At 70.3% G+C, this 13,468-nt stretch carries 11 protein-coding genes; 8 read left to right on the forward strand and 3 right to left on the reverse strand.

Features of this window, described 5'->3' with window-relative positions; genetic code table 11:
* The first annotated feature begins 12 nt into the window (after positions 1 to 12).
* Positions 13 to 2,139 (forward strand): ABC transporter ATP-binding protein, encoded by a 2,127-nt coding sequence (locus tag A6A27_RS31760; RefSeq protein ID WP_073838331.1) that lies wholly within the window; start codon positions 13 to 15, stop codon positions 2,137 to 2,139.
* 22 nt (positions 2,140 to 2,161) lie between these two features.
* Positions 2,162 to 2,857 carry a copper homeostasis protein CutC gene (locus A6A27_RS31765; protein WP_073838332.1) on the forward strand — a complete coding sequence of 232 codons (696 nt, stop codon included), beginning with the start codon at positions 2,162 to 2,164 and terminating at the stop codon, positions 2,855 to 2,857.
* A 59-nt stretch (positions 2,858 to 2,916) separates the two neighbouring features.
* Here A6A27_RS31765 and A6A27_RS31770 read toward each other — a convergent pair whose 3' ends face one another.
* The 3 genes from A6A27_RS31770 to A6A27_RS31780 are packed head-to-tail and all read right to left on the reverse strand — an operon-like array spanning position 2,917 to position 6,936.
* A complete protein-coding gene (locus tag A6A27_RS31770; protein ID WP_083673018.1) occupies positions 2,917 to 5,376 on the reverse strand; it encodes a transketolase-like TK C-terminal-containing protein in 2,460 nt (819 codons plus the stop codon).
* A complete protein-coding gene (locus A6A27_RS31775; RefSeq protein WP_073838333.1) occupies positions 5,373 to 6,050 on the reverse strand; it encodes a phosphoribosylanthranilate isomerase in 678 nt (225 codons plus the stop codon). Before A6A27_RS31775 ends, A6A27_RS31770 begins: the two co-directional genes overlap by 4 nt.
* A 28-nt stretch (positions 6,051 to 6,078) precedes the next feature.
* On the reverse strand, positions 6,079 to 6,936 hold the full coding sequence (locus tag A6A27_RS31780) for a MurR/RpiR family transcriptional regulator (protein ID WP_073838334.1): 858 nt from the start codon (positions 6,934 to 6,936) through the stop codon (positions 6,079 to 6,081).
* A 106-nt stretch (positions 6,937 to 7,042) separates the two neighbouring features.
* On the opposite strand from A6A27_RS31780, the gene A6A27_RS31785 reads away from it, so the two are divergent.
* The 6 genes from A6A27_RS31785 to A6A27_RS31810 all read left to right on the forward strand — a co-directional run bounded on the left by A6A27_RS31785 (position 7,043) and on the right by A6A27_RS31810 (position 13,434).
* On the forward strand, positions 7,043 to 8,338 hold the full coding sequence (locus tag A6A27_RS31785; protein ID WP_083673019.1) for an ABC transporter substrate-binding protein: 1,296 nt from the start codon (positions 7,043 to 7,045) through the stop codon (positions 8,336 to 8,338).
* Between the two features lie 68 nt (positions 8,339 to 8,406).
* Positions 8,407 to 9,312 carry a carbohydrate ABC transporter permease gene (locus A6A27_RS31790; protein ID WP_073838336.1) on the forward strand — a complete coding sequence of 302 codons (906 nt, stop codon included), beginning with the start codon at positions 8,407 to 8,409 and terminating at the stop codon, positions 9,310 to 9,312.
* Positions 9,309 to 10,205, forward strand: coding sequence for a carbohydrate ABC transporter permease (locus A6A27_RS31795; protein WP_198940529.1), 897 nt, complete (start codon positions 9,309 to 9,311; stop codon positions 10,203 to 10,205). Before A6A27_RS31790 ends, A6A27_RS31795 begins: the two co-directional genes overlap by 4 nt.
* Positions 10,206 to 10,243: 38 nt before the next feature.
* Positions 10,244 to 11,422 carry a trans-sulfuration enzyme family protein gene (locus tag A6A27_RS31800; protein WP_073838337.1) on the forward strand — a complete coding sequence of 393 codons (1,179 nt, stop codon included), beginning with the start codon at positions 10,244 to 10,246 and terminating at the stop codon, positions 11,420 to 11,422.
* 75 nt (positions 11,423 to 11,497) lie between these two features.
* Positions 11,498 to 12,436, forward strand: a complete 939-nt coding sequence (locus A6A27_RS31805) for a pseudouridine-5'-phosphate glycosidase (protein WP_073838338.1) — start codon at positions 11,498 to 11,500, stop codon at positions 12,434 to 12,436.
* A gap of 14 nt (positions 12,437 to 12,450) precedes the next feature.
* Entirely contained in the window at positions 12,451 to 13,434 is a 984-nt protein-coding gene (locus A6A27_RS31810; protein ID WP_206745067.1) for a carbohydrate kinase family protein, read from the forward strand.
* Positions 13,435 to 13,468: the final 34 nt, after the last annotated feature.

The following is a 13,468-nucleotide window of genomic DNA, read 5'->3' on the forward strand; positions in this document are numbered from 1 at the left end:
CAGGAGCAGGAAATGAGCGAATCGACCGACCCGACCGTACGGCACTCCTCGACAGCCGGGCAGCCGGCAGCGGCCCAGCCCCTGCTGGAACTGCGCGATCTCGACACCGACATCGCGCTGCGCCGCGGCACGGTACACGCCCTCGACGGGGTCAATCTCGAGGTCATGCCGGGGGAGACCCTCGGCGTCGTGGGTGAGTCCGGCAGCGGCAAGACGATGACCGCGCTGTCGATCATGGGGCTGCTGCCGCCCGGCGGCCGAGTGTCCGGCGGGCAGATCCTCTTCGAAGGCCGCGACCTGCGATCGCTGCCAGCAGACGAGGTACGCCGGATCCGTGGTGTCCGGATGGGCATGGTCTTCCAGGACCCGCTCACCTCGCTCAACCCGACCATGCGGATCGGCGTCCAGGTCGCCGAGCCGCTCCGGGTGCACGAGCGAGTCGGCAGGGCGGAGGCCCGGGAACGGGCCATCGAGATCCTGCGCCGGGTCGGGATGCCACGCCCGGACCGGATCGTCGACAACTACCCGCACGAGTTGTCCGGCGGGATGCGGCAACGGGTCGCCATCGCGATGGCACTAGTCTGCTCCCCGCGCCTGCTCATCGCCGACGAGCCGACCACGGCGCTCGACGTCACCACCCAGCGGCAGATCCTCGAACTCATCGACGACCTGCGGGAAGAGTTCGGGATGGCCGTCATCCTGGTCACCCATGACCTGGGGGTGATCGCCGGCCGCGCCGACCGGGTCGCCGTCATGTACGCCGGACGGGTGGTGGAGACCGCCGCGACCGAGCAACTGTTCCGCTCGCCCCGGCACCGCTACACCGAGGCGCTGATGGAGGCGCTCCCCGAGTCGGCGATCCGGGAGAGCGGTGAACACTCCCGGCTCTACAGCATCCCAGGATTGCCGCCGGACCTGTCCCGGCCCATGGCCGGCTGCCGGTTCGCGCCACGCTGCCGGCACGTCACCGACGAGTGCCGGACCACCGACGTGGCCCTGTCGATCGGCGAGCACCGGCACGCCTGTCTGCACCCGGTGCCCGCCGCACCGGCCACCCTGCCGCCTCGGGTGCGGGTCGAACCGGCGCCCGAGCCGGCCGACTCGACGGCCGGAGCAGACCAGCCGGCGGCGACCCCGGTCCTGTCGGTGCAGGCGCTGGTCAAGAACTACGCGGCGCACGGCCGCGGGCTGCTGCGCCGGTCCGCCGGGCAGGTGAGCGCCGTGGCGGGCGTCTCCTTCGAGGTCGGCCCGGGGGAGACCTTCGGGCTGGTCGGCGAGTCCGGCTGCGGCAAGTCCACCGTGGGACGGCTGGCCGTCGGGCTGGAACGGCCGACCGCCGGGCAGATCCTGCTGGACGGCACGGACATCGCCAGCCTGACCGGGCGGGAGCGCCGCCGGATGCACCGCCAGGTCCAACTGATGTTCCAGGACAGCTACGCCGCAATGAACCCGCGGATGCGCGTCGACGCCATCCTCGCCGAGCCGCTCGAGATCCAGAAGGTCGGCGACGGGGCTGCGCGGCGGGCGCGGATCGCGACGCTGCTCGACCAGGTGGGGCTGTCGCGGCGGGTCCTGGAGCGCTACCCCCACGAGTTCTCCGGCGGCCAGCTGCAGCGCATCGGGCTGGCCCGGTCGCTGGCCCTGCAACCCCGGCTGATCGTCGGCGACGAACCCGTCAGCGCGCTGGACGTGTCGATCCAGGCGCAGGTCCTCAACCTCATGCGGGACCTGCAGCGCGAGCTCGGCCTGGCGTACGTCTTCATCAGCCACGACCTGTCCGTCGTCGACTACATGGCGGACCGGATCGGCGTCATGTACCTCGGCAAGCTCGTCGAGGTCGGTCCCGCCCGGGACGTGGTCCGGGCCGCCCGGCATCCGTACACGCAGGCGCTCATCGACGCCGTCCCCTCGATCACGCCGAACGCCGCGACCGCTCGCGACGGCGTCACCATCCGAGGCGAGCTGCCTAGCGCGTTGAACCCGCCCACCGGGTGCCGGTTCCGGACCCGCTGCCCGCTGGCACAGGAGATCTGCGCGACGGAGCCGCCGCTGGCCGGCAACGGGCACCAGGTGGCCTGCCACTTCCCGCTGCGTCCGGAGTCGAGCAAGGCGTCCGCACGGGCCGGGGCGGCCGCATGACCGAGCGAAGCGAGGAGGCGGCATGACCACGGTGGAGATCTGCGTGAGTGACGTGCCGACCGCACTGGTGGCCGAGGCCGCCGGGGCCGACCGGCTGGAGCTCTGCGCCGATCTCGGCCAGGGCGGCACCACCCCCAGCCTGGGCACCGTCGAGGTCGCCCTGCGGACGTTGCGCCGGGTGGGGGTACGCGTCATGGTCCGTCCCCGGGGCGGTGACTTCCGGTTGAGCGAAATCGAGGAGCAGGTCATGCTCGCCGACATCGCTGCCATCCGGAGCCTGCCCAATCCGCACGGCCTCGCGGTCGGGGTGGTGGTCGGTGCGGTCACCGCCGACGGCGGCCTCGACCTGGCCGTGCTCCGGCGCCTGATCGAGGCGGCGGGGCCGCTGCCGGTGACGGTGCACAAGGCCTTCGACGAGGTCGGCGACCAGCTGGCGGCGATCGATCAAATCATCGACCTCGGAGCCGACGCGGTGCTCACCTCCGGCGCGGCGCCCACCGCGCTGGCCGGCGCCGCGCGGATCGCCGCGCTACGGCAGCGGGCCGGCGACCGGTTGCGGGTCATCGCCGGCGGCGGCATCCGGTCGCACAACGTCCGGCAGGTGCTCGCGGAGACCGGGGCGCGGGAGGTGCACCTGCGGGCACCGGTGCGGCGCGACGGACGCGAGGCCACCGACGGCGACGAGGTACGCCGGGTCGTCGCCGCCACACGTACCTGATCCGGCCCGCGGGCGACGGCGTCCAGCCGTCCCCACGGGCCGGGAACGGCTGGACGCCGTCAGGTTCCCAGGGTCAGGGCGGCCAGTGCCGCGTTCGTGATCGATCCGGGGAGCAGGTCGTGGATCTCGTAGAGGTCGGCGACGCTGCCCGATTGTCCGAACTCGTCGACCCCGAGCGGCGCCGCAGGCACGCCGAGCGCGGAGCCGAGCCACGCGAGCGCGTGACTGGAGGCGTCGTGGACGGTCACGAGGGGCGCCCGCGTCGCGAACGCGGTGCGCAACGCGCCGGGGCTGGCCGGCGCGGTCGCGGTCCGGATGCCTTGCCGCAGTGCCCGCTGCCAGGCGGTGAAGAGGCGGTCGGCGGAGGTGATGTCCACGACGTGTGCGGCGATGCCTTCCTCGGCCAGCTCGGTCGCCGCCGCGACCGTCTCGGGCAGGACGGCGCCGCTGGCGGCCAGGTAGACCTGCGGTGCCCCGGCGGCGGCCAACTCGGACGCGTCGACCAGCCGGTACGCACCGGCCAGCACCTGCCGGCGCAGGACCACGTCGCCCAGCCGGCTCCGGGCCGCTTCGAACGGTGCCTGGTCGATCGGGCGGGTCGACAGCCGCAGGTAGTACGCCCCGTGGTCGCCGGCGGCGCCCGCCGAGTCCGGGTCACCGGCGGCGATGCGCGACAGGGCGTCGCACATGAGCCAGTCCAGGGCGGTGGCGTATGCGGGCTCCAGGAAGGTCACGCCAGGCAGCTCGATGCCGATGGACGCGGTGATCGTGGACTGATGAGCCCCGCCCTCGGGTGCCAGGGTCACCCCGGAAGGCGTGCCGGCCACCAGGAACCGCGAGCCGGAATAGGCGCCGTGGATGAAGGCGTCCAGCCCCCGGCACACGAACGGGTCATAGACGGTGCCGACCGGCAGGAGCGGTTGGTCGGAGTGGTCCCAGGCCAGTCCAAGCTGCCCGAGCAGCAGGAACAGGTTCATCTCGCTGATGCCGAGCTCGATGTGCTGCCCGGTCGGTCCTTCCGCCCACCTCAGCACCGGGTCGGCGTTCCAGGATCGCCGCTGGGTGGGCGCGAACACGCCGGCCCGGTTGATGAACCCCGCCAGGTTGGTCGATGTCGCGACGTCCGGCGCGGTGGTCACCAGGTGCGGGGCGACTGCTTCGTCGCGGGAGAGGTCCACCAGGATCCGGCCGAAGGCCTCCTGGGTGGACACCGGCCGGGAGACCCGTACCCCGGTGGCGGTCGGCACGGTGACGCCCAGCCGAGCGTTTCGCGGCTGCCGGGCCAGTTGCCGCGCGCGTTCCTCGATCCACCGGCCCTCGGCCGAGTCGGGATCGAAGCGATCCCATTCCCGGTCGGTGCGGACGCCGGTCTGGGCCCGCAGCGCATCGATCTGCTCACCGGAGAGCAGGGCCGAGTGGTTGCGTGGATTCCCCGCCATGGGCAGGCCCCAGCCCTTGATGGTGTAGGCGAACAGCACCGTCGGTCGGTCCGTCGCCTCGCATTCGGCCAGCCCGTCCAGCACCGCGCCCAGGTCGTGGCCGCCCAGGTCGGTGACCAGTTCGCCCAGGTCGTCGTCGGTGACGTCGGCGACGAGTTCCGCCAGGCCGGCGGGAGCCCCGTCCAGGAGCCGTTCCCGCAGTGCCGCTCCGCTGAGGCCGAACAGCGACTGGTACTGCTCGTTCGGCATCGCGTCGATCCACTCGCGCAGCAGGGAACCGTTGGGGCGGGAGAAGAACGCCTGGAGTCGTCGTCCGTACTTGACCTCGACGACGTGCCAGCCGTTGGCCTCGAACGAGGCCCGCCACTGGTCGATTCGGATTCCGGGGACGACCCGGTCCAGGGACTGCCGGTTGAAGTCCACGATCCAGGTGACCCTGCCCAGCCCGTGGGTGGCAGGATCGGCCACCGCTTCCCAGACGTTCCCCTCGTCCAGTTCGGCGTCGCCGAGCAGCGCGATGAACCGTGACCGGGGGCGCGCCCCGAAGTGGGCGTCCACGTAGCGGCGCACGGCCGCCGCGAAGAGCGGCGCCGCCGCGCCGAGCCCGACCGAGCCGGTCGAGAAGTCGACCTCGTCGGGATCCTTGGTCCGCGAGGGGTACGACTGCAGCCCGCCCCGTGCGCGCAGCTTCGTCAAGTAGGACCGGTCCAGCTTGCCGAGCAGGTACTGGATCGCGTGGAAGACCGGCGCGGCGTGCGGCTTGACCGCCACCCGGTCCGCCCCGTCCAGGTGCGCGAACCACAGCGCGGTCATCACCGTCACCATCGACGCCGATGACGCCTGGTGACCCCCGACCTTGACCCCGTCGCCGGTGTCCCGCTCACGATTGGCCGCATCCACGATCCGCGTCGCGAGCCACAACACCCGACGCTGGACGGCGTCGAGGACGTCCAGGTCGACGTGCGGTTCAGCGTCCGGACCAGGCGGGCGTGCGGACACCACGGGGGAAGCGGGGGAGAGGTCCGGAGGCTGACCAGGCAACCGCTTGGTGGGGATGGGGTGGTTGACCGTGGTGCTCATGCCGGGACCCGGGCGGCACGCGAGTTGCTGACGAACTCGGCGACGCGGGCGAGGTCCTTCTCGAAGCCACCTCCGGGCAGCGCCCGGTTGGTCAGCGTGAGCGAGTCCACGCCCCAGGGCTGCACGGTCGCGATCGCCGCAGCCACGTTCTCGGGCGACAGGCCCCCGGCGAGGATGACCGGGATGCCGACGGACGCGACGATTCGCGCGCTGATGTCCCAGTCGTGCACCACCCCGGCGGCGCCGACGCCCGCGACCTCGTCGGTGTGGGAGTCGAGGATGAGCAGGTCACTGACATCGGCGTAGGCGCGGGCGGTGTCCACCGCCTCGGACCCGGTGACGGCGATGGCCTGCATGATCTTGCAGGCGGGCAGCCGGCGCCGGAGCGACGCGACGGCGGACGGCGGCACGGCGCCGGGCTCGCCGCACAGGTGCAGGATGTCGGGCTGGACCCGCGTGGTCATGCGGACGATCTCGTCGAGGTCACTGGAGACGGACAGGGCCACCGAGACCGCCTTCCCGCGCAGCGCACGGACGGCTTCCGCTGCGGTGTCTTCATCGATCTCTCCCGGCAGGCCGAGCTTGGCCGGGGTGAGGCCGACGTGGTCGACTCCTACCTCCGCGAGGGCGAGGGCCTCGCGAGCGGACTGCGCGGTGTAGATCTGGACGATCACTCGGTTCTCCAACTGGTGTCCGAAATAGTCAATAGGAACGCTGTGCGATGGCTTGGTTGAGTCGCTTCTCGTTCTCCAGCACGTCGTCGACGTGCCGCAGCGAGTACGCGACGTAGAGGGCGTCGAGGAGCGCCATCTGGCAGGCCCGGGCGGCCAGGGGCTCGCTGCGGGTCTCGTGGGAGACGCTGACCAGCACGACGTCTCCCTGCCGCGCGACGTGGGAGTCCCGGTTGCCGGTCACGACGAGGGTGGACGCCCCGGCCCGGCGCGCCTGGGCCAGCATGTCGGCCACGTCCTTCGTGGCGCCTGAGTAGGAGATGCCGATCGCGAGATCCCCGGGGCGCAGCAGGGAGGCGTGCATGATCTGCAACTGCGAGTCGACCGGGGCATCGCAGCGGATCCCGAGCCGGTGGCACCGCTGGTAGAAGGACTGTGCGACGACCCCGGACGTGCCGACGCCGCCGACCAGGACGTGGTCGGCGGCTTCGAGCAGGTCCAGCGTCCGCGCCATGTCCTGGCCGGTCAGCAGGTGGTGCGTGTCGCGCAGGGACTGGATGGTGCTGGCGAAGACCTTGGCCGCGACCGTCGCCGCGTCGTCGTCCGGCGTGACGTCGTCGTGGATCAGTTGGGTCGGCGAGGCGAGGTCCTGGGCCAGGCCGAGCTTGAGGTCGGTGAACCCGGCGAAGCCGCTGTTGCGGCACATCCGCAGCACCGTGGTGTCGCTGACGTTGCATGCCCGGGCGACATCCAGCATCGAGCTCTCTAGCAATCCTGCCGGCTGCTCGAGGATCCAGTCCGCGACCTTCCGTTCGGTGTCGGACAGTGCCGGCCTGGCTGCCCTCAGTCGCGCCAGGGCGCTGGTGCCGTTGGTGGTGGAGTTGGTCATTCCCTCGCCCCGTCTCGAATTGAGCAACACCCTAGACCAGGCTGGCTCGTGGTGGTAGTACTACTACCCACCAAGTTTTCAAGCAGTGGAACCACGGGAGTCTGGGATGCGAATCAGATCTGCATGGCGAGCGGCACTGGCTGCCGGTGCCGCGCTCGTGATGCTGTCGGCGTGCGCAGGCGCCGGTGGCTCGGCTGACACGTCTGGCGGCGGGAAGACCCTGGAGATCTGGCACGCCTACGCAGGCCAGAAGGACAAGGTCGAGTTCATCGAGTACGCGCTGGACACCTTCAAGAAGGCGCATCCTGACATCAAGGTGAAGGAGGTGTCGGCCGAGCAGTCCTCCTACAAGACGAAACTGCAGACGGCCATGGCCTCGGGCAACGCGCCGGATGTCTTCTACACGCTGCCGGGTGGCTACCTGAAGGCCTTCGTCGACAGCGGCCAGGTGCTCCGGCTGGACGACGAGCTCGCCAAGCAGGGCTGGCGCGACAGCTTCCTGGAAAGCTCGCTGCCATCGGTCACCTTCGGCGGGTCGACGTACGCGGTGCCGATCGACATCGACGCCGCGCTGGTCTGGTACAACAAGGCACTGTTCGACGCCAAGGGATGGCAGGTCCCCACCACCTGGCCGGAGTTCCTCGACCTGGCCGAGAAGATCAAGTCTGCCGGCGTGGTGCCGGTCGCGCTCGGCAACAAGGACAGCTGGCCCGCGACCTTCTGGTTCCAGTACGCCGAGATGCGCCTGCACGGCAGTGGGGTCATGTCCGGCTTCGGCGCCGGAGACAAGAATGCCACTTTCGGACCCGAGGCCAAGGACGCGGCCGGCGTCCTGCAGACGCTCGCCCAGAAGGGATACCTGCCGAAGGGCGCGAACGGCATGTCCGACGCGGAGGCCAACATCCTCTTCCTCAACGGCAAGGCGGCCATGGTCCTCAACGGCACCTGGCAGATCGGTATGTCCGCGGAGGCCCCGGCCGGCTTCGAGCTCGGCTACTTCCCGTTCCCGACCTTCGCGGCGGGCAAGGGGAACCAGAGTGACGTCCTGGCCGGCGTCGCCGCCAGCTTCGCCGTGTCCGAGAAGGCCAAGGACAAGGAGGCGGCCCTGGCGTTCCTCCGCCACATCACCAGCCCCGAGGTGATGACCAAGTACGTCCAGATCCGCAAGACCATGGTCGCCCGCAAGGGGGCGACCACGCCGGAGGCGGCCGGCCCGCTGCTGGCCGGGGTGGTCCAGGACGTGATCGGCAAGGCCGACACCCTCGACCCGTTCTACGACACCGCGATGGCCCCCAAGACCACCGAGACGTACTACTCCACTCTCCAAGGGTTGATCGACGGCTCGATCCCGCCGGCGGCGGCGTCCGAGGCCATCGAGAACGCCGCCAAGGCCGGCAAGTAACCACTGCGATCCGTTGCCCGAGCGCCCGCCCCGGCTGCGGGCGCTCGGGCGGCGACCCAGGAGGTCTCGTGTCCACATCCACGCGGTCCGTCGCCGCCCGCCGCGACGCTCGGGCAGCACTGCTGTTCCTCGCGCCCGCGGTGCTGTTCCTGGCGGTCTTCGTCGCCTACCCGCTGCTCACGGCCGGGGTCCTGTCGTTCCACTCATGGGACGGCGTCTCGCCCCGGCAGTGGACCGGCCTGACCAACTACGAGCGGCTGCTCGGCGACCGGATCTTCTGGGGGTCACTTCGTAACAACGTCCTGGTCGCGCTCACCGCGATCGTGTTCCAGGTCGGCGTCGGCATGGTCATCGCGTACTGGCTGGTGCGGGTGGTGCCCCGGATCAAGCGGTTCGCCATGTTCGTCTACGTCGTGCCGGTGGTGATCAGCGAGATCTGCATCGGGTTGCTCTGGGGTTTCGTCTACAACCCCTACTTCGGGCTGCTGAACGGCTTCCTCAACGCCGTCGGGCTCGACGAACTCGCACGCGGGTGGCTGGGCGACCGGTCGACCGCGATGCCCGCGGTGCTGGTGGTCATGAACCTGACCTACCTGGGGCTGTACATCCTGCTCTTCGTCGCCGCGTTCGAGAACGTCGACGAAGCGGTGTACGACGCGGCGGCCATCGACGGCGCCGGCCACTACCGGACCTTCTTCTCCGTCAGCGTCCCGATGGTCTGGTCGAACGTCCAGGCGACGACCCTGCTGGCGGTCGTCTCCTCCTTCAAGACGTTCTCCCTCGTCTACGTGCTCACCCGAGGGGGACCGAGCAACGCCACCGATGTCGTGTCCACGTACCTCTTCCAGACCGGCTTCGGGAACTTCGAAGCCGGCTACGCGTCCACCATCGGATTCGCCCAGATCCTGCTGACCGCCGCGGTCGGCGTCTTCGTCCTCGGCCTGATGCGCCGCGGGAAGCGAGGAGAGGCGTGAGTTCCTCGACCATCCACGTCACCAGGCAGCACCCGGCGGCCGTACCGGGAACGACCGGCCGCGAGCGGCCCCGCCTCAGCACCGGCACCGCGATCGTGTACCTCATCCTGGCGGTGCACCTGACCGTGGTCATCTTCCCCTTCCTCTGGATGGCCTACAGCTCGCTTAAGAGCAACCAGGACTTCCTGGCGTCCGTCTGGTCGCTGCCCACCAACCCGCAGTGGGCCAACTACGGCAAGGCGCTCGGCGAAGGGAAACTGCTCGTCTACGCCGGAAACTCCCTCGCGGTGACGGCGGTGTCGGTCGCGTTGACCGTCGCCATGGCCACCGCCGCCGGCTACGCCTTCGTCATCTACCGCACCCGTTGGATGCCCTGGGTGGAGATCGCGATGCTGGTCGCGATGGCCATCCCGGCGTACGTCGCACTGGTGCCGCTGGTCGCGACGCTGCGCGACGCGGGCCTCCTGGACACCCGTACCGGAGTGGTCCTGCCCACCGTGGCCTTCAACCTGCCGGTGTCCGTCCTCATCATGCGGGCGTTCTTCAGCACGGTCCCACGGTCCCTGGTCGAGGCAGCCCGGGTCGACGGCACGTCCGAACTGCGGGCCTTCCTACGCGTCATGGTGCCAATCGCGCGACCGGCGATGTTCACCACCGCCATCGTCAACACCATCTGGGTCTGGAACGACTTCCTCTTCCCGCTGGTGCTGCTCAACACCCCCAGCAAGAAGACCTTGCCGCTGGGTCTCACCGACTACGTGGGCGAGCGGGTCACCGACTACCCCGTGCTGCTGGCGGCGGTTCTGCTCGCCGCCCTCGGTTCGTTCGTGGTGTACGTCGCCCTCCAGAAGCAGGTCATCGGCGGGCTGACCAGCGGTGCCATCAAGCAGTGACGGCCAGCCCGGCCCGCCCCAACCCAAGGAGACACACCATGGACGACCTCGACTTCGCCAGCCGCGCCGTCTACTACGAGCCCGAGGCCAGCACGCAGTCGATCAGCTACCCGATCTACATGTCGGCCAACTACCAGTACGCCGACGACATCTACGACCAGATCGTCGACGGGGCTCGCAAGGAGGTGAACATCTACAGCCGCTGCGGCAACCCCAGCGAGTACAAGCTCGAGGAGCACGTCGCTCAGCTCGCCGGCGCGACGGCGTGCCTGGCCACCGCCTCCGGGATGGCGGCGATCTCCCACGCCCTACTCGGCCTGCTCAAGGCCGGGGACCACATCGTCGCCGACCTCACCACCTACAGCTCCACGCACGAGTTCTTCGACCACCGCATCCAGGACTTCGGCATCGAGGTCACGTTCGTCGACGCCAGTGACATCGCGGCGGTGGAGACGGCGATCACCGACCGCACCCGCGTCCTCTACGTGGAAACCATCGCCAACCCGACGATGAAGATCGCGCCCCTTCGCGCCCTCGCGGACCTCGCCCACGCGCGGGGAATCGTCGTCTTCTGCGACAACACCTTCGCCAGCCCGGCGGTCTGCCGGCCCCACGAGCACGGCGTCGACGTGGTGCTCGAGAGCGCCACCAAGTTCATGGGCGGCCACAACGACGCGGTGGGTGGGGTCATCACCCTGCGCTCGGACATCCTCCCCGCGGACTGGCTGGAGCAGGTCCGCTGGAACACCCTCACCAAGCTCGGCGGGGCGCTGTCCCCGTTCAACGCGTGGCTGCTGCTGCGCGGGCTGCAGACCCTTCCGCTGCGGGTCGAACGGCAGACCCAGAACGCGCTCGCCCTCGCCGAATGGCTGGAGAAGCAGCCTCAGGTCCGCAAGGTGTTCTACCCGGGCCTGCCCAGCCATCCGCAGCACGAACTGACCCAACGGCAGTTCGACATGCCGGGTGCGATGCTGGCGTTCAGCCTGGACACCGAGGACCAGGCGGTGCGCGTCCTCAAGGGCCTCAAGCTGGGCTCTTTCGCGGCGAGCCTGGGTGGGGTGCGGACCGTGACCCAGGTACCCGGGACGATGGCCTTCCTCGACATCCCGCCGGCGGAGCGGGAGCAGATGGGCATCACCGACGGCATGATCCGGGTATCCGTCGGCATCGAGTCCGCCCGCGACATCATCCGTGACTTCGAGCAGGCCATGCGGTAGCTGCCGGCCGGCCCGGTCGTTCCGCCCGGGCCGCGGTGTCCCCACCCACCACGAGATCATCAGGACGATCGAGACATGACAACCCCAGCATCCGACCGGTTGGGCGGCCTGCCCGTCGACGTTCATCCAGAGGTGGCCGAGGCCCTCCGCCACGGCGGGCCAGTCGTCGCGCTGGAGTCCACCATCATCAGCCATGGCCTGCCCCGCGACAGCAACATGCAGGTGGCGCGCGACATCGAGCAGTCGGTGCGATCCGCAGGCGCCGTGCCCGCCACCATCGCCGTCCTGGACGGTCGCGTCCGGGTCGGCCTCGATGAGGACGCCCTCCACCAGATCGCGAGCCGCGACGATGTCAACAAGGCGAGCATCCGTGACGTCGCGGTCACCCTTGCCCGTCGGGCTCCGGGTGCCACAACGGTGGCCTCCACGGCCTGGCTGGCCAGCCTGGTGGGCATCGAGGTCTTCGCCACCGGCGGTCTCGGCGGCGTGCACCGAGGCGCGGCGACATCGTGGGACGAGTCCGCCGACCTCATGGGGCTCGCGGCTGCGCCGATCGTCGTGGTCTGCGCCGGCGTGAAGTCGATCCTCGACGTGCCGGCGACCCTGGAACGGCTCGAGAGCCTGTCGGTGGGCGTCGTCGGATACCGCACCGACATCTTCCCCGGCTTCTACGTCCGGGGGACCGAGATGGCGGTGCCGTGGCGGGTGGAGACCCCCGAGGAGGTGGCCCGGATCCACGCCGCCAACCGCGTCCTCGGCAACAGCCGGGCCCTGGTTGTCGCGAACCCGATCGAGCCGGAGAGCGAGATGGATCCGGACCTGCACGACGACGTTCTGGCGGCGGCGCTCGCGGCGTTGCGGGAGCAGGACGTGCGAGGCAAGGATGTGACTCCGTTCCTGCTGGCCTTCTTCCATGAGCAGACCGGCGGCGCCAGCCTCAAGGCCAACGTCGATCTGGTGCTGGCGAACGCACGCCTTGCCGGCCGGATCGCGGTGGCCGGGACCGGCGGCTGAGAGGTGACAGCGCAGTGACCGCGAGCCAACTCGTGACAGAGGTCAGTGGGCAGCGGGACGCCGTCGTCCTGCTGCTCGGTGACATCAACGTCGACCTGATTCTCGAGCTCGCCGAGTACCCACGACCCGGTGGCGACGGCGTCGCATCGTCCCAGCGGATCGGGCTGGGCGGCTCCGCGGCCAACAGCGCCATCATGCTCCGCCGGTTGGGCCTGCGGCCCAGCATGCTCAGCGCGATCGGCGAGGACCGCTGGGCCGAGGTCGCGGTCGAGGCGCTGCGCGCCGAAGGGGTCGGCTTGGAGAACGTCGTCCGCGACCCGCACGAGCCGACGTCGCTCAACGTGATCGGCGTGACGCCGGACGGGGAGCGCACCATGATGGCCTACCGCGGAGCGAACCCTCGGTATTCGCCGGCCTACCTGCCGGAAGAGGCGATCGCCGCCTGCGATTTCCTGCACGTGTCCGGCTACGCCTTCCTGCAGGCGCCGCAGTCGCTCGCGGCGGTCCGGGCGATCGAGGTGGCCACCGCGAACGGCGTGCCGGTCTCCCTCGACATCCCGGTGGATCCGGCCCGTCGTGAGCCGGCCACCATTCGGAGGTTGTTGAGGTTCACCGATCTGCTGGTCGTCGGCGTTCCGGAGGCCCGGCAACTGATCGGGACGGCGGAGCCGGCGGAGGCCTGCCGCAGGCTGTGCGACCTTGGGGCCAAGACCGTAGCGCTCAAGGTCGGCCGCGACGGCACCATCATCGCCACCGCCGACGAGTTGGTCGAGCTGCCCGGGCTGTCGGTGCGGACGGTCGACACGACCGGCGCGGGTGACTCGTTCTGCGCCGGCGCCATCGCGGCGACGCTGGCCGCCCTGCCGCTGGCGAAGATCGGAGCGTTCGCCAACCTGCTCGGCGCCGCCGCCGTCGAGAAACCGGGGGCCGGACGGTCGCTGCCGACCCTCGACGAGGTGCAACGCATCGAGCAGCGCCAGTCTGCCCGTCAGCCTTGAAAATCCGGGGTGCCGCCCCGCCGTGGTCATCCTG

The organism is Micromonospora sp. CB01531 (assembly GCF_001905095.1).
Classification (GTDB): domain Bacteria; phylum Actinomycetota; class Actinomycetes; order Mycobacteriales; family Micromonosporaceae; genus Micromonospora.

Bases quoted from the DNA above. Each gene is read 5' to 3' on its own strand.
- A6A27_RS31770 (WP_083673018.1), bottom strand. From the start codon at position 5,376: ATGAGCACCACGGTCAACCACCCCATCCCCACCAAGCGGTTGCCTGGT.
- A6A27_RS31765 (WP_073838332.1), top strand. From the start codon at position 2,162: ATGACCACGGTGGAGATCTGCGTGAGTGACGTGCCGACCGCACTGGTG.
- A6A27_RS31780 (WP_073838334.1), bottom strand. From the start codon at position 6,936: ATGACCAACTCCACCACCAACGGCACCAGCGCCCTGGCGCGACTGAGG.
- A6A27_RS31800 (WP_073838337.1), top strand. From the start codon at position 10,244: ATGGACGACCTCGACTTCGCCAGCCGCGCCGTCTACTACGAGCCCGAG.
- A6A27_RS31785 (WP_083673019.1), top strand. From the start codon at position 7,043: ATGCGAATCAGATCTGCATGGCGAGCGGCACTGGCTGCCGGTGCCGCG.
- A6A27_RS31760 (WP_073838331.1), top strand. From the start codon at position 13: ATGAGCGAATCGACCGACCCGACCGTACGGCACTCCTCGACAGCCGGG.
- A6A27_RS31805 (WP_073838338.1), top strand. From the start codon at position 11,498: ATGACAACCCCAGCATCCGACCGGTTGGGCGGCCTGCCCGTCGACGTT.